We start from the raw sequence: 16999 nt of genomic DNA on the forward strand, positions 1-16999 counted from the left end.
CCCGGCACCTGGGCATGGCAGCTGGTACGCGCTGCCATGCCGGGCCGCGCGCCGCGCCCACGTTTCGAAATGGGCTCAATGCCGGTGCGGCAGGTATGGCCGCCGCGTCCCTTGGATACAATGGTTGCAACTATCGCCGCACGACCGCCCGTCGGCCGTGACACACCGATTGGGGACGAATGGCAATCACGAACGAAGACTCCAAGAACCGCGCGATCATCACCGTCCTGGGCAGCGACCGCTCGGGCATCGTTGCCGCCGTGGCGACGGCCCTGTCGCAGCACGACGCGAACATTCTGGACATATCGCAGACCATCCTGCAGGGCACGTTCACGATGACCATGCTCGTGGACCTGGGCCCGTCCGACGTCGAGTTCTCGAAGCTGCAGCAGCAGCTGGACTCGCTGTCGAAGGAGATCGGCGTCCAGATCACCATGCAGCGCGAAGAGGTCTTCAACTTCATGTACCGCCTGTAGGCAGGGGAGAAGCGCAGCGGCCTTTGCCGGCGCGCGCCCACGACGGCACGTTCTAAGGAGACGCAATGTCTTATGCGTACGATCCGCTGGTCGAAAGGCCGCGGCACTACCTCACGCCTGAAAACACCTCCGCGTTCGAGCACATCGTCGACCGGTACCCCATGCCGTCCGTCGGGCTTGGCAGGCCGGAGGTCTCGGACCTGCTGTACGAGGGTGGCTGCAACGTGGACGTGGTGCCGGTCGAGCTGTACTCCCGCTACGACGTGAAGCGCGGCCTGCGCAACGCGGACGGCTCTGGCGTGCTGGTGGGCCTCACCACCATCTCTAACGTGCATGGCTACAACAAGACGGCCGAGGGCGTCGTCCCAGACGAGGGGCGCCTGACGTATCGCGGCTATGACGCGGCGGAGCTTGTATCGGCGGCGCAGCGCGAGGGGCGCTTTGGCTACGAGGAGGTCTCGTACCTGCTGCTCACGGGCCAGCTGCCCACCCAGGCGCAGCTGGACGACTTCCGCGCCCGCATTGGCAGCCGCCGTCAGCTGCCCGAGGGCTACCTGCGAATCTTCCCGCGCACCACGTTCAGCCCCTCCATCATGAACGTGCTGCAGCGTGCAACGCTGCTTCTGTACGCTTTTGACAACAATCCGGACGACACGAGCCCCGTGCACGAGGTGGACGTGGCGCTTTCCATGCTTGGCCGCTGGCCGCGCGTGGCCTCCATCGCACACCAGGCGTACGTGGGCGCCCGCACGGGCGTCGTGCCCACGGTGCCGCCCGCGCGCGAGGACTTCTCGATGGCCGAGACGATCCTGGACGTGCTGCGAGGCGACGAGGGCTTCACCCGCGACGAGGCCATGATGCTCGACGTGATGCTCATGCTCCACGCGGAGCACGGCGGCGGCAACAACTCCACGTTCACGTGCAGGGTCCTGTCGTCCTCCGGCACCGACGCGTACTCCGCGTACGCGGGCGCGCTCGGCTCGCTCAAGGGCCCCCGTCACGGCGGCGCGAACGCGAAGGCCGGCGAGATGGTGGACGACGCCGCGGAGCACATCAAGGACTGGTCGTCCGACGACCAGGTGGTCAACTACCTCACGCGCGTGCTTGCGGGCAAGGCGTTTGACGGCAAGGGACTGATCTATGGCATCGGACACGCGGTCTATACAAAGAGCGACCCTCGCGCACAGATCGTGAAGGGCTACGCCCGCGAGCTCGCACGCAAGAGAGGCACGGCAGACGCCGAGAAGTTCGAGCTCATAGAGCGGATAGAGCGCCTTGCGCCTGAGGTCATGCGTGACGTGCGCGGCATAGAGAAGCCGCTGTGCGCGAACATCGACCTGTACACGGGCTTCGTCTACCACATGCTCGGCATTCCGAAGGACCTCTTCACTCCCATATTCGCCATCGCGCGCATGAGCGGCTGGGCGGCGCACCGCATGGAGGAGCTCTATGGACCGGCGCGCATCATACGCCCCGCATACAACTCCTACATGCAGGCGCAGACGTACGTGCCGCTTGCGGAGCGCAGGTGATGCCCGCCCCCGAACGCGGGCGCGGCGCCGGGCGCGCTGTGCCCGCGGCGGATGCCCACGCGCCCGTATCCATCGTGTTCGCGGACATGGACGACACGTTCCTTGCGACCGACAAGACGGTTCCAGCTGGCAACCTTGCCCTTCTCGACCTCATGGGCGAGAAGGGCGTACCGTTCGTGCCGTGCACCGGCCGTGTGTGGTCGGCCGTGGCAGGGCAGGTGCTGGCTCATGCGGCGACGCGCTACGCGGTCGCGAGCGACGGCGCCGTGGTGATGGACGTGCGTGACGTAAACAACCCGCGGCGCCTGCACCTGAGCGCCTTGGGCCGCGAGCGCGCGCTTGCGTTGTACGAGCGCGTGGGGGAGCTTCCCGTGACGTTCGACGCGTTCTGGGACGGCAAGATCTACGTGTCGCGCCGACGCTTCGAGCTCATGCGTGGCTTCGACATCCCGCCGTATGACCGCGACATGTACCTGCGCTATCGCACGCCGATGGACATGTCGACGCCACGGCTCTTGCAAAGCCTTCCCAACGTGGAGCGCATCACGATCTTCACGGGGGAAGACGACGTGCGCGCTCGTGCCATCGAGGCCGTGGCGGAAGATCCAACTCTGCACTACACGTATTCCAGTGCGCGCAACCTCGAGGTGATGGACGCCGACACGTCCAAGGGCGCGGCCGTCCGCTGGCTGTGCGATCGCCTGGGCATCCCGCGGGCGCAGTCTGTGGGGTTTGGTGACTCTCCGAACGACCTCTCGATGCTGGCGGCGGTGGGGGACGGCGTGGCCGTGGCGAACGCGTACCCGGAGGCCAAGGCTGCCGCGGCGCACGTGGCACAGTGGACGTGTGACGAGTCTGCGGTGGCGCGCTACCTGGAGCCGCTGCTGTAGGGTGGCTCGCCGTGGGCGGGGCGCATGCCGCGAGCGGGCTGCGTGCCATGCGCAGGAAGTCAGGACGCCAGATATGGCGCGCATGCGCGCGGACGTAAAGGCGCGTAAAGGAGAAGGTCCCCCGGCGGTGCCGAGGGACCTTCCTCATGGGATGCGGCGTGGGGCGCGAGGGCTAGCTATTCTCGCCCGGCGCGTCCTCCTCGTCGGCGTCCTCCTCGTCGACTCTGAGGGGGCGGAAGCTTGCGGTGTCGCCGCCGATGACGGAGGACTCGACTTCCACGGCGTTCGCCACGGTGTCGCCCTTCATCTTGTCCGCGAAGATGTCGTCGTCCTCGGGCTCCTGCAAGGGGGCCTCGACGCGCCTCATGGCGCCGGAGTTGCCAGGGGCGGGCGCCGCGGCCGTGCTGTCCAAGGAGACGCGCGTGAGCTTGTGCTGGCGCTTCGTGCGGGCGAACAGGGGGACGTACTCGAAGATGATGGAGGAGTTCTCCAGGCCGTACCAGCGCGCGGGCGAGCCGCAGACGTGGCGGATCATGTACTTGAGCTCCATCACGCGGCGGTTGAAGCCGGAGATCTCCGTCTCGGGCGTGAGGACCTTGCGGATGAGGCAGAAGCGGAAGTCGCCCACGTTGGAGTGCTCGCGGTAGATGGAGTAGCGGTGCTCCTGCGGGGCGAGCTGGCCGGAGTTCACGAGGTCGGCGACGATCTGGTACAGGTAGGTGTTCACGCGCTGGTTAACGCGGAAGCCCAGGCGCAGCTGGACCTTGAACAGGAAGTCCGTGCCGTAGTTGTTCACGATGAACTCGTGCGTGTTCGGCTCGTCCGTGACCATGACGTTCAGGAAGTAGTATGCGCGGGCGCGCTTGGGGCGCTTGTCCAGGATGGAGTAGAGGATGTCGCGGTCCAGCTTGTCAGGTGAGGAGTCGTTGGTGAGGAAGACGAGGTTGTCCGCGATGATGGGGTAGTCGTCGTCGTTGCGAAGGGAGCGGAGCTGGTCGATGTACTTGTTGACGGGCAGGTACACGGACTGGGTGTGCTCGATCGCGGTGCCGCGGCGCCACACGTACATGACGATGAAGATGAGCGTCGCCATGAGGACGGTGAAGTAGCCGCCGTGGAAGAACTTCGTGAGCGAGGAGAAGAAGAACGTGAGCTCGATCGCGCCGAAGAACAGCGCGAAGACAACGGCAAGCCCGCGCCTGTGCCACAGCTTGGAGATGTAGGTGTAGAGAAGGACCGTGGTCATGAGCATGGTGACCGTGATAGCCAGGCCGTAGGCGGCCTCCATGTGGCTAGAGCTGCGGAACAGCAGCACGACGAACACGCACGCCACCCACATGATGGTGTTGACCATGGGGATGTAGATCTGGCCCTTCGTCTGCGAGGGGAAGTTGATCTTCATGTGCGGCATGAGGTTGAGGTGGATGGCCTCGCTCACGATGGAGTAGGAGCCGGTGATGAGCGCCTGCGAGGCGATGATGGAGGCGAGTGCGGAGAGGACGACCTCTGCGAAGCGGAGGTTCTCCGGCACGATCTGGAAGAACGGGTTGAGGTCGGGCGTGGCCGCGAGTGCCGCATTGCCCTTGTTTGCGAGGATCCAGGCACCCTGCCCCAGGTAGTTGAGGATGAGGCAGAGCTTCACGAACGGCCAGGTCGCGTAGATGTTGGGCTTGCCGACGTGGCCCATGTCAGAGTAGAGGGCCTCCGCGCCGGTGGTGCACAGGAAGACGTTGCCAAGGACCATGAGGCCGGCGGCGTTGATGGAGCCGTCGAACAGGAAGCGGATGCCGCGCAGCGGGTTGAACGCGCGGAAGACGTCGAGGTCGAGGCCGACGTTCAGCAGGCCGGTGATGCCGAGGAACAGGAACCAGACGGTCATGATGGGACCGAACGCCTTGCCGATGGCGGAGGTGCCGGCGCGCTGCACGGCAAACAGCACGCACAGGATGATGATGGTGATGGCCACGACGATGTTCTGGTTGGTGCCGATGATGGCGTAGAACGTGTCGATGGTGCGCAGGCCTTCGATCGCGGTGGTGACGGTGACCGCCGGCGTGAGGATGCCGTCCGCGAGGAGGGCGGCGCCACCGATCATGGCGGGGAAGATGAGCCACTTTCCGCAGCGGCGGACGAGGGAGTACAGCGCGAAGATGCCACCCTCGTTATGGTTGTCGGCCTTCATGGCGACGAGGACGTACTTGACGGTGGTGATGAGCGTGAGCGTCCAGATGATGAGCGAGAGCGCGCCCAGGACCGTGTCCTGACCCATGGTGGTGAGACCGCCGTTGTCCGCCATGATCGCCTTGAGCGTGTACATGGGGCTGGTGCCGATGTCGCCGTAGACGACGCCCAGTGCGACGAGGATCATGCCCGCGGACAGCGGGATGCCGTTGTACCTGCGCCGCTTGGTGGTTACACCCTTTGGCGTTGCCGGCAGCTTCGTGTTAGACATAGTGCTCCTATATCGATGTGACCTCCGCTTGCGACGGCGTGCGTCCGCCGGACCGTGCCCATGGCGCTGCACACGACGGCATGCATCCGCCGGACGTGGCGCATAGCGTCGCAAACGACATACATGCGATAATGTTAACACTGCAGGCAATTCTAAGGTCGCGGCGAGCATGCGGTGAATGAATCGTCCATCTGCATGCACGTGTGTGTGGAAGCTTTGCCCTCTGCCCGACGCCTTGCCACCGTCCGGCCCGTGGTTCTTTTTATGGCGCGCGGACGGGCGTTCGTGCACGAGGGCGCCCGCGGGATAGACTTGTCTGCGTAGACGACACCCGGCTGGCCACGCGCCGGCCACGACGAAGGGAATGCGAGCATGGCAGAGGAGAGCCAAAACGAGGCGGCCCCCAAGCAGGCGAGGTCGAAGGTGGCGGAGGCGTTCATGTCCGTCCCCGCCGATGAGGCGAGCACGTGCCCGGAGCCCGCGACGGCACGCCTGACGTGGCACGGCTCCAACGAGACCGCGGGCGAGAAGATCGAGTACTCCTGCACGGCCGCGCACCTGGACGTGCGCTCCGACACCGGCAGGCTCGTGGGCAAGATGTTCAGCCTCACCTACGTTGCGCTGGGCGAGGACGGCAGCGCGAGTCCTTCTCGCCCCGTGACCTTCTGCTACAACGGCGGCCCCGGCTGCGCGAGCGTGCCAATCAACTTTGGCGGCATGGGCCCGCGCCGCGTGAGGACGGATGGCGTGAGCCACCTGGCGTACCCCATCGAGGTGGAGGACAACCCGTACACGCTGCTGCGCGAGTCCGACCTTGTGTTTCTTGACGCGCTGGGCACCGGGTTCTCGAGCCTGGCGGCCGATGCCGACACGAGCAAGGTGTTTGGCGTGGACGGCGATGCGGACGCGTTCTGTCGTGCCATCACGACGTGGCTGGAGGAGAACGGCCGCTGGACGAGCCCCGTCTACCTGTTTGGCGAGTCGTACGGCACGGTGCGCAACGCCGTGCTGATGCGCCTTCTGGGCGAGAGGGACGTGAAGGTCGCCGGCGTCACGATGCTTTCCGCCATATTCGACTGGGTGCAGACCCTCGAGGGCGAGGACCTGTACCACCTGGGCATGACGCCGACGTACGCCGCCACGGCCCACTACTTTGGCAAGGTTGGCGCCGGCGAGGGCGCGGACAAGTGGTTTGACCGGGCACTGGAGTTTACGGACGACGTGCTGGCGCCCGCGCTGCTGAAGGGCGACAGGCTGGACCCCGAGAAGGAGGCGGACATCGCGTGGCGCTACGCCGAGCTCATCGGGCTCCCCGCCGAGCACATCCGCCGCAACCACCTGCGCGTGACGCTGGACGACTTCCGCCGAGGCGTGCTTGCGGACGACGGCAGGGTCTGCGGCCGGCTCGACACGCGCTTCTCGTCCGAGGCGCCGTCCTCGCTGCAGACGTCGAGCGAGTGGTTTGCCGGCGAGGACGCGGCCGACGATGCCGTGGAGTCCAGCTGGACGATGGCGTTTAGGGACTTCCTCCACCGCGAGCTGGGCTACAAGGCGCCGGCACGCTACATCTCGAGCAACTACGAGCAGGTGGGTGTGAACTGGAACTGGAGCCACCGCGAGCCGGGCAAGATGGATTCGACGGGCTGCCCGAACGTGGCGACGGACATCGCTACGGCGATGCGCCGCAACCCGCGCATGAAGGTGGCAATCCTGGGCGGCCGCTACGACGCGGCGACGCCGTACTGGAACGTGATGCACGACATGAGCGCGCAGTTTTTGGGCGACGCGCTGAAGGAGCGCCTGGAGTGGCATCGCTACGGCTGCGGCCACATGGCCTACGTGGACGAGCCGACGCTACGCCAGATGAGCGCGGACATGGAGGCGTTCTACAACAAGCGATAGGGACGGGTGAGGTCCGGCCCGTGGGTGCAGGAGGGCCAGCCCCGGGAATGCGCGCGGTCGTCACGATGGCGACCGCGCCTTTTTTGCGTGCGCTACGCGCGCCTCACGATGTAGCAGTGGTGCACCTTCGCGTTGCGCGAGAAGTCCTCTGGGATGGACTCGGCCGTGACGTCCTCCAGCGTGACGCCGGCGCGCGCGAGCTTCTGCACGTCCGGCTTGAAGCCGCGCAGGTTGCAGCTGAAGATGGCCGAGCCGTTCCTGGTGAGCAGGCGCGACACGCCGATGATGAGCTCCGCGTGATCGCGCTGGACGTCCCACGAGCCGCGCATGCGCGAGGAGTTGGAGAACGTGGGCACGTCGCAGAACACGAGGTCCCAGCGGTTCTTGGTGTGGCGCTGCTCCTGCACCCACGCGATGACGTCCGCCTGCACGTACTCGTGCTCAGGCGGACGCGACGTGCTGACGAAGCCGTTGCGCTCCATGTTGCGCCGTGCCCAGTCCAAGGACGGCCGGCTCATGTCCACCGTGGTGGTGTGCTTGGCGCCGCCGTCCGCCGCGTAGCACGTGGCGGTGCCGGTGTAGGCGAACAGGTTCAGGAAGCGCTTCGACCCCTGAGTGCGCTTCATCATCTCGCGCACGAGCGAGCGGGCGTTGCGGTGGTCCAGGAAGAGCCCGCAGTCCAGGCGCATGCCAAAGTTGACCTCGAACGTGAGGCCGCCCTCGTCAACCAGGTGGGCCCCACGGGGGAGAGGAACGAATCCCTCCCTCGCGGCGGCGCCCCTGCGCCCGGCGGCACCCCTGCCGCGGGCATCGCCGTGCGTGTCACGGCGCGGGGCCGCGACCTCGTCCGCGTACTGCGAGCCGCCCTTGCCGTGGGTGCGCACGCGCACGAACACGTCCTGCGGCGCGACGCCCAGCACGAGGGGGGCTATGGCCAGCACGTCCAGCAGGCGCCTGCGCGCGAGCGTGGGGTCGACGGACCTGGGGGCGGCGTACTCGTACACCTGCAGCCAGCGGCCGCGCCCGCGCCTGCTTGGCACGAGCTCCGAGCCCTCCCACAGGTCGATGCTGACGGCGTAGTCCGGCAGGTCGGAATCGTACACGCGGTAGCAGCTGACGTCCTCGCGCTGCGCCCACTTGCGGCGGAGCCGGGCGACCTTCGCGAGGCGGCGGGCGAACTGCTCGCTTGCGCCCACGAGCACGGGCACCCTGACCTGCCTGCCGCCCGGGACCGTGACCTCGACGCACTCGCGTTCGGCCGGCAGGGCCGCGGCCGCAAAGCGGCTGATGGCCGCGTCGCTCTGGCCAACGATGACCTCGACCTTCTCGGCGGGCTCGGCGCCAAGGGCCGCGTCTATGGCGCCGTCGCGCGAGAGCGTGACCACGGTGGCCTCCGCCGGCAGCCCCTGGGCCGCGGCCGCGCACTTCGCGAGCGCGGCGGCCTGCGTGGCGACCTCGTCCGGCGAGACCCACGAGAGGTCCTCCACCGCGAGCGCGTCCGTGTGACCGGCGAGCGCCGCGGATACGTCTTCCGCCGCGCAGAACGTCAGGTCTACGTCCATACCGGCCGCCCTGAGGGCGCGCCTGGCAGAGGCCTCGGCGCCGGGGCGGGTGTCCGTGGCCACGAGGAGGGGCTTCCTGTCGCGGGCGGCCTCTGCCCGCTGGCGCGCCTGTGCGAGGACGGCGTCCCACGCGTCGGCGTCGTGGCCGCCCCAGCCCGCAAAGCCCCAGCGCGTGCGCAAAAGCCCCGGGGCGCGGTCGAGCGCCTGGGAGGCCGCCTCGACCACGACGCTGCCGGCGCCGCTGAAGACACAGGCCAGCGCGGGGGAGTCGTGCCGCACGGAGCGGAACCATCCGCCGGCGGCCAGAAGCGCCGCGGCGTAGTCCGGGCGAAGCGGAGCTATGGGGGTGCGGTCCGAGCGGGCGGCCTCGTAGCCGCGCCTGAAGAGCGGGGTGCCCGTGAGGTCGATGCCGACGGTCGCGCGCTCGCGCGAGACCCTCACCACGACGGAGACGTCCGGGTGCTCGACGTCCACCATGGGGCGCGCTCCCCGGCGGGCGGCAATCCTGTCCACGATCGCGTCCTTCGCGCGTACTGCCACGAACTGCGTGTTACGGAGCTGGGCGTTCGTGCCGTGCGCCTCGACGGCGACCGTAGCACCCGCCAGCACGTGGTCCTCCCACGGAAGCTCCGCCATGCCCTGGTACAGCGAGTCGGAGTCCGCGGCGCCGATGCGGTCGAGCACGAGCACCACGCGCGAGGCGAGGCGCGACCACAGGCAGGCGCGGTACGCGTCCTCGAGCGCGGAGCCAAAGCCAACCTGGCCTCTGAGCGCGCGCACGTGCCTGGCGCCAAGGGAGGCTAGCTCGTCTGCCAGGAGGGGCTCGAAGCCCTTGGGGCACGTTGCGAAGAACTCGAGGGCGCCTGCGGCACCCTCCGGAACAATGCGTGATTCGGTCATGCGGGACACCTTTCGCCCGTGGTCGGAAGTACTAGAAATGGTATGCGTGCTCGGCGTCGCCGCGGGCGTAAAACGCGGCCACCAGCAACTCGACACACGTCTGGCGCGTTGGAGCGTCCCTCCGCGCGTGGGCCCGACCGCGCCGCGACCGCCGTCCGCCGCTGAGGGCGCGTTTGTCGCTCGTCCGGAAACGCGGCCGTGGATACGGTTATCATCTTCTTAGGAATGTGTAGGAATCGGGTGGGCACTGTGCCCTCCCGAGCGAGAAGAGCGAGGAGATCTCTCATGGATAAGGAAACCGAGTCCAGGGTTCAGCTTTGGAAGGAAAACGTCACGGAGCCAGACCTCAAGGCAGAGCTTGACGAGCTCATCTCCTCGGGCGACGAGGAAGCGCTGAACGACGCCTTCTATCGCGACCTCGCCTTCGGCACGGCTGGCCTTCGCGGCACGCTCGGTGTCGGCACGAATCGCATGAACGTCTACGTCGTCGCGCAGGCGACGCAGGGCGTGGCCGACTACTTGAACGCCCACTACGAGAACCCCTCCATCGCGCTTGCGCGCGACTCGCGCCTGAAGGGCGAGGACTTCCAGAGGGTCGCGGCGGGCGTCCTTGCCGCCAACGGCATCCACGTGTACGTCTATCCGCGCATCGAGCCGGTCCCCACGCTTTCGTTCGCCGTCCGCTACCTGCACACCTCCGCGGGCATCGTCCTCACGGCCTCGCACAACCCCGCGCAGTACAACGGCTATAAGGTCTACAACGACAACGGCGGCCAGATCGCGAACGAGGCCGCGGACGAGATCTCCGCGTCCATCGAGAAGACGCCGGTCTTTGGCGGCGCCAAGATGATGGACTTCGAGGAGGGCCTGCAGAAGGGCCTCATCGAGTGGACGCCGGAAGAGGTCCTCGATGCGTTCATCGAGGCCGTCAAGAAGGTCTCCGTCCCCGGCTTCAAGGCTCCGGAGGGCTACAAGGTCGTGTACACGCCGCTCAACGGCACCGGCATGGAGTGCGTGACCCGCATCCTGAAGGAGATCGGCGTGAACGACGTCGAGGTGGTTCCCGAGCAGAAGGACCCGGACGGCAACTTCCCGACGTGCAAGTACCCGAACCCCGAGTTCCGCGAGGCGCTGCAGCTGGCCCTCGACCTCGCCGACAAGGTGAAGCCGAACCTCGTCGTCGCCACGGACCCGGACGCGGACCGCATGGGCACGGCGATTCCCCACAACGGCGAGTATGTCCTTCTCTCCGGAAACGAGATGGGCGTCCTGCTGATGGACTGGCTCATCAAGATGGCGGAGCAGCGCGGCGAGGACCCGAAGGCGAAGGTCGCCGTCTCCACGATCGTCTCCTCCGTCATGCCCGACGCGCTTGCGCGTGACCACGGCTTCGAGATGCGCCGCGTGCTCACTGGCTTCAAGTACATCGGCGACCAGATCGACCAGCTGAAGGACGAGGGCGAGGAGGACCGCTTCCTCATGGGCTTCGAGGAGTCCTACGGCTACCTCGTCGGCACGCACGCCCGCGACAAGGACGCCATCGTCGCCGTCGAGATGTGCGTCGAGATGGCCGCGTACTACGCCGAGCGCGGCATGGACCTCTACGAGGCCATGGAGGAGCTGTACAAGAAGTACGGCTACTACCTCAACGGCACGGTGAACGCGCAGTTCCCGGGCGAGGCCGGCGCCAAGCGCATGGCCGAGATCATGACCAGCCTGCGCGAGAAGCCGCTGACGGAGATTGCGGGCTACAAGGTCGTCGGCATGACCGACTTCGCGACTGGCCCCGAGATGCCGCGCGTCTCTGGCCTGCAGAAGGAGGCTCCGCAGCACCTGCCCGCCGCGAACGTGATCGAGTACCGCCTCGAGGGCGACAACAAGGTCATCTTCCGTCCGTCCGGCACCGAGCCCAAGGTCAAGGCGTACCTGTTCGCAAAGGGCGCGACGCGCGCAGACGCCGAGGCCATCCGCGCCAAGCTTGACGAGGCCTCCAAGAAGATCCTGGCATAGCGGACCGACGGCCTATCCCGCACCACAGTGCCCCGCTCGGAGGTCCGGGCGGGGCACTTCTCGCGTGCGAGTTCGCGCGGTCGGGCGGCGCTATTGGGACGACGAGCCGTCGGAGGCGGAGGCCGTGTCGCCCGAGGCGGCGGTCACGCTCAGCAGGGTGGAGGAGTTCTTCGCGATGGTCCCCGCAGCCCACGTGTGGCCGCTCGCGGAGGTGCTGTCCGGGTCGTACATGGTGACGGACCCGTCGTCGTTCGTCTTGATCACAAGCGCCCAGTGCGCGTACGGGGTCGTGAAGTTCGCGTTCAGCTGCACGATCGCGACGCCGTTCGAAAGGACGATCGACAGGTTGTCCGCGGAAGGCGTGTACTCCTTCACGGTCAGGCCGACCTTGGCGCCCACCTTCGTGAAGAACTCCTTCTTCGTGCCGGAGCCCTTGTCAGTGTACTTGCCCTCCGTGGAGAGCTCCGCAAGTGCGTTCGGCGTCTGGTCCGTCTTTCCCGTGAGCCCCATGTATGCCATGGAGAGCGACGTCGGGCCGGAGCCCGTCACGCCCATCACGCCGTCCGCGTACTTCACGTAGCCCCAGCGGGTGTCCCAGTCGTACAGCAGCGGGTACGAGCCCTTCTCGTTGCCGTCGCCGTACTTCTTCGCCGTCGACTTCGCCTTCGGGAGGCCGGCCACGAAGTCGACAGCGCCGTCCTCGCGAAGCGCCAGCTCGCACAGGCGCGCGTCCGCATACTCGTCCGCGTGCGCTGCGATCCAGGAGAGCTTCTTGTTCTGGTCGAGCACGGGAGTGAACTGCTTCGTGAGCGACTCGGACACGCCGGCCGCGACCCTGGCGTCGTAGGAGTTGACCTCCTTCTGCGCGGACTTCGTCTGCTTGCTGGAGCTGTTGCAGCTCGTGACGCAGCTGCTGATGCCGAAGATCAGCAGGATGAGAAGGACGAGGCCTGCCAGCAGCACCGCGAGGCCCCTGTTGCTCAGGCCGAGTCGCGTGAGCAGGCCGCCGCGCCGCCGCGAGCCCCTGAAGTTGCTGCGGTCGAAGCCGATGCGCGAGTTGTTGTGCACGTTCAGGCCGGCGTCGTGGCCGCTGATGGTGCGGTAGTTCCTGTTGCTGCGGTAGGGGGTCCTGCTCTCGCGGCGCTGCGCGTCGCGCACGTGCGCGGTACCTTGGCGCCGATTGCCGGAGGGGCGGCCCTGCGAGGAGCGTGACTGTCCCGAAACGGAGCCCCTGGGGCGATCATTGTAGCTATATGGCATGGCGAACCCTTCCAGATGCATACTTACGCCAATCCGCATACAACACGCAGACTATGACCCATCATATTGCACATACCTGCCGTCGTATGCCCGAAAATGGGGAACGGGGGTGGCAGGGCGCGTCGGCGTCGTAGATGGTTGCCGTTCGCGGAACCACACGCGGGGTCGGCATGGCGCGCTAATCCGCATGTTAAGCTTGTATTTGCGAGATGCGTGCGATTTTATACATGATAGTTGACATGGTTCTACTAGTATTTTAACTTGATGCAGAAGAGCGCAAAATGGGCCGTTCAAATTCAGCCTCATTTATGCGAGTTGACACTATGGAGGCCGGCACATGGTAAAGAGACGCAACAACAGGCAGGACGCCATCAGGGACATCGTCCGTGGCAAGTCCATCAGGACGCAGCGCGCCCTTGTTGACGAGCTTCAGGCCATCGGCTTCAACTGCACGCAGGCGACCGTCTCGCGCGACATCGCGGACATGGGCCTGCGCAAGCTCAGCGAGGGCATCTACGTCCTGGCGGAGGACCTCCACCTCCAGCGCATGGTTTCCGAGTTCGTGATGAGCGTCGACCGCGCCGACAACCTCGTCGTGATAAAGTCGCAGCCGGGCACGGCCCCCGGCGTGGCGGCCGCCGTCGACGCGGCGTCGCTGCCTGAGGTCAAAGGCTCCGTCGCCGGCAACGACACCGTGCTCGTGGTCTCCGGAAGCGACGAGGCCGCGATGGACCTCGTGAACCTCGTCAACAAGCTGCGCGACGCAAAGAAGTAGCGTCGCCGCACATGCCGCGTCCAACGTGTGACGCCCGGGCAGGGAGCCTGCGCTTCTCGCCCGGGCGCTTTTTATTGCCGCTAACAACCGCGCCCGCCTTCGCATGCGCGCCACGCGCGCCGCGCCCAAGGGAGAAGGGCCAGCCGCCGTGGTGGCGACTGGCCCTTGCGTGCAACCTGGTGCCGGTCGAGCCGGCTATGGCTTGGCCCCGCGTTAGCGCGTCCCGTCGCCTGCGGCCTCGCCGCCGGCCGGAGCCTCCGTTCCACCCGTGCCCGCGGCACCTGCGCCTGCCCCGGTCTCCTGCGTGGTCGTGCCCGTCGTGGTGCCGGTGGTGTTCGTGCCGTAGTTCTGGGTCGAGTTCGTCGTGGTCGGGTTAGTGGTGTCGGTGTAGCCGTTCGTGTTTTCGGTCTGGGTGTTCGTGTAGCTGCGGTAGCGGTTCGTCTCCTCGGACACGTACTTCGTCGCCGTGAACTTCCACGAGCTGTTTGGCTTGTACGTGGCGGTGCCGTCCGCCTTCGGGAACTCCGCCCTCGCCACGCCGGACAGCGCGGAGTTGATGAAGTCGACGTAGATGGGGACCGTCGTGTTGTACGGGTGACCGGACGCGCCGTGCACCATGACGGTGCCCTCAGTGGTGTAGCCGCACCAGACCGCGACGGAGAGCTGCGGGGTGATGCCGCAGTACCACAGGTCGCGCGCGTTCTCGGTCGTGCCGGTCTTGCCGGCGACCGGCTGGTCGACCTTGAGGGTCTGGCTGATGACGCTCGCGGTGCCGCCCGCCTGGGTGACGCCCTTCATCACGTCGATGGCCGCGTCCGCCACGGCGGTGGAGAACACCTGCTTGGGCTTGTCCTTGTGCTTGTACACCACGTTGCCGTTGCGGTCCTCGATCTTGGTGATGGCCACGGCATCGCGGTGGTAGCCGCCGGAGGCGATCGTGGAGTAGCCCTCCGCCATCTGGATCACGGGGATGCCGATGGTGCCGAGCGTGATGGAGTCGTACGCCGGGATGTCAACGTCGACGCCCATGTCCGTGGCCATCTGCGAGACCTTGTCCGCGCCGACCGCCTGGATCACCTGCACGAAGCCCGTGTTGGAGGAAAGCGCGAACGCCTTCGCGAGGGTGATGGTGCCATAGCTCGTGTGGCCGAAGTTGTTGACCTTCCAGGTGGGGGAGGCCTGCAGCGGGGAGTTGCAGTTGATGTATATCTGCGGGTTCATGCCGGCGTTCAGGGCGGCGCACAGCGTGTACGTCTTGAAGCTCGAGCCCGGCTGGCGTTCGGCCTGCGTGGCGAGGTTGAACTTGTTGGACTCGTAGTCGCGGCCGCCGACCATGGCCTTGATGTAGCCCGTGGAGGGGTCGATCGCCACGAGCGCCGCCTGCAGCTGGTCGTTGCCGATGCTGTCGAGGTTCTTGCGGACGCTGTCCTGCGCCGCCTCCTGCACGGTGGGGTCGATGGTGGTGTAGACCTTCAGCCCGCCCTGCATGACGGTGTCCTGGTCGAAGTCCTTCAGCAGGAGCGTCTTGACGTAGTCCGTGAAGTACGGGTACTTGCCCTCGGCATCCTCCATGGTGCCCTGGTTCGTGACCAGCTCCTCCTTCTTGGCGTCCTCGCACTGCTTCTTGGTGATGTCGCCTGCGGCGTACATGCGGTTAAGAACTATGTTGCGGCGCTTCTTCGCGGCCGTCGGGTTCTTCAGGGGGTCGTACACGGACGGCGACTGCGGAAGTCCGCACAGCGTCGCCGCCTCGGCGAGGGTGAGGTCCTTCGCGTGCTTGTTGAAGTAGGTGATGGAGGCGGCCTCTATGCCGTACGCGCTGTGGCCGAAGTAGATCGTGTTGAGGTACATGTTCAGGATCTGCTTCTTCGTGAACATCTTCTCCATCTGGATGGCGATGTACGCCTCGCGCACCTTGCGCTTGAGCGTCATGTCAAACTGCTCGTCCGAGAGGACCGTGTTTCTCACCAGCTGCTGGGTGATGGTGGAGGCGCCCTCGGAGCCGCCGCCCAGCTGCACGGCGACCGCGCGCAGAATGCCCTGCGGGTCGACGCCGTGGTGCTGATAGAAGCGGACGTCCTCCGTGTCGACGATCGCCTTCAGGGCGTAGTCCGAGATCTGGCTCGAATCGACGCTGCGGCGGTTCTGGATGTAGTACTCCGCGATCACGGAGCCGTCGGATGCGTACACCGTCGTCGGCTCGGACACGAGGTACGCCTTGGCCGAGGTGTAGTCGGGCAGGTCCTGGAGCCAGTTGCTCACGACGCCGCCGAGCGACATGAAGAGCGCCAGGGTAAGAAGCGCCAGAAAGCCAAAGAAACCCGCAACGCCAAAACCCACCGCATGGGTGCTCGCGTGCCTGTGAGCCCTGCGAGTGCGAATGCTCATATAACCCTCCCGGGAAATCGGTACAGACGCTTAGATTATAAGGGTGTCAACGTAGAAACTCCCATGGCGCCCAATCTAGGCGAGAAGAACAAAAAGGCAAACAGGCAGCGGGGGCGGCCCTCGAGCTCGCGATTTCCTTGCAATCGAATGAGAACGTCTCGGTTGTGGTATAAGTGCTACAACATACATTCAGCGCATGTACAATAGGAGTCTAACATGACTACGATGACAATTCGCTGCGACGAGCGTGACAAGGCTGCGGCTGCTGCCGTGGCCGAATACTACGGCCTTGACCTATCCTCTGTCACCCGCGCATTCTGGAAGCAGATGGCCAGGACAAACAGCATCCCCCTCGACTTTGGCAATAGGGAGCCTAACGCCGAGAGCCTCCGCTCAATCCGGGAGGCCGATGAGATTGAGGCGGCGGGAGGTACCGGCGAGTCCTATGGGAGCGCACGCGCGCTTCTGGACGCTGCAAGGGCGTAGACATGGCGCGTCTCAAAGCACAGTTCACCCCAACCTTCAAACGCGACCTAAAGAAGCTTGACAAAAGGCATGTCGACGATGCGCCACTTGAAGAAGTGATTGAACTCATAATTGAGAACTCCCCAGAGTCATTGGCAGAACTGAAAAGAAGGCACAGAATGCACTCTCTTGCTGGAGGATGGTCAGGAAGTAGTGAGTGCCATGTCTGCAATGCCGGAGATTGGCTTCTTATTTGGCGGACGTTTGAAGGGATTGCCTTGATGCAGCGCACGGGGAGTCATGACGAGCTGTTCCGCTAAGAAAGAGCTGCGCGCGGCGAGCGAGACTGCGCTATCCTATGCCGTATATGTCTAAGCACCGATGGCC

General features: G+C 65.9%; 12 protein-coding genes. 8 read left to right on the forward strand and 4 right to left on the reverse strand.

All coding sequences use genetic code 11. The features are described 5' to 3' along the window. The first annotated feature begins 179 nt into the window (after nucleotides 1-179). From BLT96_RS01885 to BLT96_RS01895, 3 genes are all read left to right on the forward strand, one after another. Nucleotides 180-476 (forward strand): ACT domain-containing protein, encoded by a 297-nt coding sequence (locus BLT96_RS01885; protein ID WP_090861371.1) that lies wholly within the window; start codon nucleotides 180-182, stop codon nucleotides 474-476. A gap of 65 nt (nucleotides 477-541) precedes the next feature. Continuing rightward, nucleotides 542-2008, forward strand: coding sequence for a citrate synthase (locus tag BLT96_RS01890; protein WP_245719298.1), 1467 nt, complete (start codon nucleotides 542-544; stop codon nucleotides 2006-2008). After that, nucleotides 2008-2898 carry an HAD family hydrolase gene (locus BLT96_RS01895; protein ID WP_090861372.1) on the forward strand — a complete coding sequence of 297 codons (891 nt, stop codon included), beginning with the start codon at nucleotides 2008-2010 and terminating at the stop codon, nucleotides 2896-2898. Before BLT96_RS01890 ends, BLT96_RS01895 begins: the two co-directional genes overlap by 1 nt. A 172-nt stretch (nucleotides 2899-3070) precedes the next feature. Here the strand turns inward: BLT96_RS01895 and BLT96_RS01900 are convergent, their stop codons facing one another. Then, nucleotides 3071-5350 carry a KUP/HAK/KT family potassium transporter gene (locus tag BLT96_RS01900; protein ID WP_090861373.1) on the reverse strand — a complete coding sequence of 760 codons (2280 nt, stop codon included), beginning with the start codon at nucleotides 5348-5350 and terminating at the stop codon, nucleotides 3071-3073. A 372-nt stretch (nucleotides 5351-5722) separates the two neighbouring features. Here BLT96_RS01900 and BLT96_RS01905 point away from each other — a divergent pair, with 372 nt between their 5' ends. Further along, complete coding sequence (locus BLT96_RS01905) at nucleotides 5723-7252, forward strand: S10 family peptidase (RefSeq protein WP_090861374.1); 1530 nt, start codon at nucleotides 5723-5725, stop codon at nucleotides 7250-7252. A gap of 92 nt (nucleotides 7253-7344) precedes the next feature. On the opposite strand, the gene rlmKL is transcribed toward BLT96_RS01905, so the two are convergent. Beyond that, nucleotides 7345-9714, reverse strand: coding sequence for a bifunctional 23S rRNA (guanine(2069)-N(7))-methyltransferase RlmK/23S rRNA (guanine(2445)-N(2))-methyltransferase RlmL (gene rlmKL, locus BLT96_RS01910; RefSeq protein WP_090861375.1), 2370 nt, complete (start codon nucleotides 9712-9714; stop codon nucleotides 7345-7347). Nucleotides 9715-9999: 285 nt separating this feature from the next. Between rlmKL and BLT96_RS01915 the strand changes: the two genes are divergently transcribed. Beyond that, complete coding sequence (locus BLT96_RS01915) at nucleotides 10000-11724, forward strand: phospho-sugar mutase (protein ID WP_090861376.1); 1725 nt, start codon at nucleotides 10000-10002, stop codon at nucleotides 11722-11724. Between the two features lie 90 nt (nucleotides 11725-11814). Here the strand turns inward: BLT96_RS01915 and BLT96_RS01920 are convergent, their stop codons facing one another. Continuing rightward, nucleotides 11815-12984, reverse strand: a complete 1170-nt coding sequence (locus tag BLT96_RS01920) for a cysteine peptidase family C39 domain-containing protein (protein WP_157692102.1) — start codon at nucleotides 12982-12984, stop codon at nucleotides 11815-11817. Nucleotides 12985-13321: 337 nt separating this feature from the next. Between BLT96_RS01920 and BLT96_RS01925 the strand changes: the two genes are divergently transcribed. After that, entirely contained in the window at nucleotides 13322-13759 is a 438-nt protein-coding gene (locus BLT96_RS01925) for an arginine repressor (protein ID WP_090861378.1), read from the forward strand. A 213-nt stretch (nucleotides 13760-13972) separates the two neighbouring features. Here BLT96_RS01925 and BLT96_RS01930 read toward each other — a convergent pair whose 3' ends face one another. Continuing rightward, nucleotides 13973-16147, reverse strand: a complete 2175-nt coding sequence (locus BLT96_RS01930; protein ID WP_090861379.1) for a transglycosylase domain-containing protein — start codon at nucleotides 16145-16147, stop codon at nucleotides 13973-13975. A gap of 216 nt (nucleotides 16148-16363) precedes the next feature. Here BLT96_RS01930 and BLT96_RS01935 point away from each other — a divergent pair, with 216 nt between their 5' ends. Next, complete coding sequence (locus BLT96_RS01935; protein WP_090861380.1) at nucleotides 16364-16633, forward strand: type II toxin-antitoxin system RelB/DinJ family antitoxin; 270 nt, start codon at nucleotides 16364-16366, stop codon at nucleotides 16631-16633. A 2-nt stretch (nucleotides 16634-16635) separates the two neighbouring features. Next, nucleotides 16636-16932 (forward strand): type II toxin-antitoxin system RelE/ParE family toxin, encoded by a 297-nt coding sequence (locus BLT96_RS01940; protein WP_090861381.1) that lies wholly within the window; start codon nucleotides 16636-16638, stop codon nucleotides 16930-16932. The last annotated feature ends 67 nt before the right edge of the window (nucleotides 16933-16999 follow it).

The organism is Parafannyhessea umbonata, from assembly GCF_900105025.1.
Classification (GTDB): Bacteria; Actinomycetota; Coriobacteriia; order Coriobacteriales; family Atopobiaceae; genus Parafannyhessea; species Parafannyhessea umbonata.

Excerpts from the sequence above, each read along its gene's own strand:
- BLT96_RS01915 (WP_090861376.1), top strand. The coding sequence starts at position 10,000 with ATGGATAAGGAAACCGAGTCCAGGGTTCAGCTTTGGAAGGAAAACGTC.
- BLT96_RS01925 (WP_090861378.1), top strand. The coding sequence starts at position 13,322 with ATGGTAAAGAGACGCAACAACAGGCAGGACGCCATCAGGGACATCGTC.
- rlmKL (WP_090861375.1), bottom strand. The coding sequence starts at position 9,714 with ATGACCGAATCACGCATTGTTCCGGAGGGTGCCGCAGGCGCCCTCGAG.
- BLT96_RS01900 (WP_090861373.1), bottom strand. The coding sequence starts at position 5,350 with ATGTCTAACACGAAGCTGCCGGCAACGCCAAAGGGTGTAACCACCAAG.
- BLT96_RS01890 (WP_245719298.1), top strand. The coding sequence starts at position 542 with ATGTCTTATGCGTACGATCCGCTGGTCGAAAGGCCGCGGCACTACCTC.
- BLT96_RS01895 (WP_090861372.1), top strand. The coding sequence starts at position 2,008 with ATGCCCGCCCCCGAACGCGGGCGCGGCGCCGGGCGCGCTGTGCCCGCG.
- BLT96_RS01940 (WP_090861381.1), top strand. The coding sequence starts at position 16,636 with ATGGCGCGTCTCAAAGCACAGTTCACCCCAACCTTCAAACGCGACCTA.
- BLT96_RS01920 (WP_157692102.1), bottom strand. The coding sequence starts at position 12,984 with ATGCCATATAGCTACAATGATCGCCCCAGGGGCTCCGTTTCGGGACAG.
- BLT96_RS01885 (WP_090861371.1), top strand. The coding sequence starts at position 180 with ATGGCAATCACGAACGAAGACTCCAAGAACCGCGCGATCATCACCGTC.
- BLT96_RS01905 (WP_090861374.1), top strand. The coding sequence starts at position 5,723 with ATGGCAGAGGAGAGCCAAAACGAGGCGGCCCCCAAGCAGGCGAGGTCG.
- BLT96_RS01935 (WP_090861380.1), top strand. The coding sequence starts at position 16,364 with ATGACTACGATGACAATTCGCTGCGACGAGCGTGACAAGGCTGCGGCT.
- BLT96_RS01930 (WP_090861379.1), bottom strand. The coding sequence starts at position 16,147 with ATGAGCATTCGCACTCGCAGGGCTCACAGGCACGCGAGCACCCATGCG.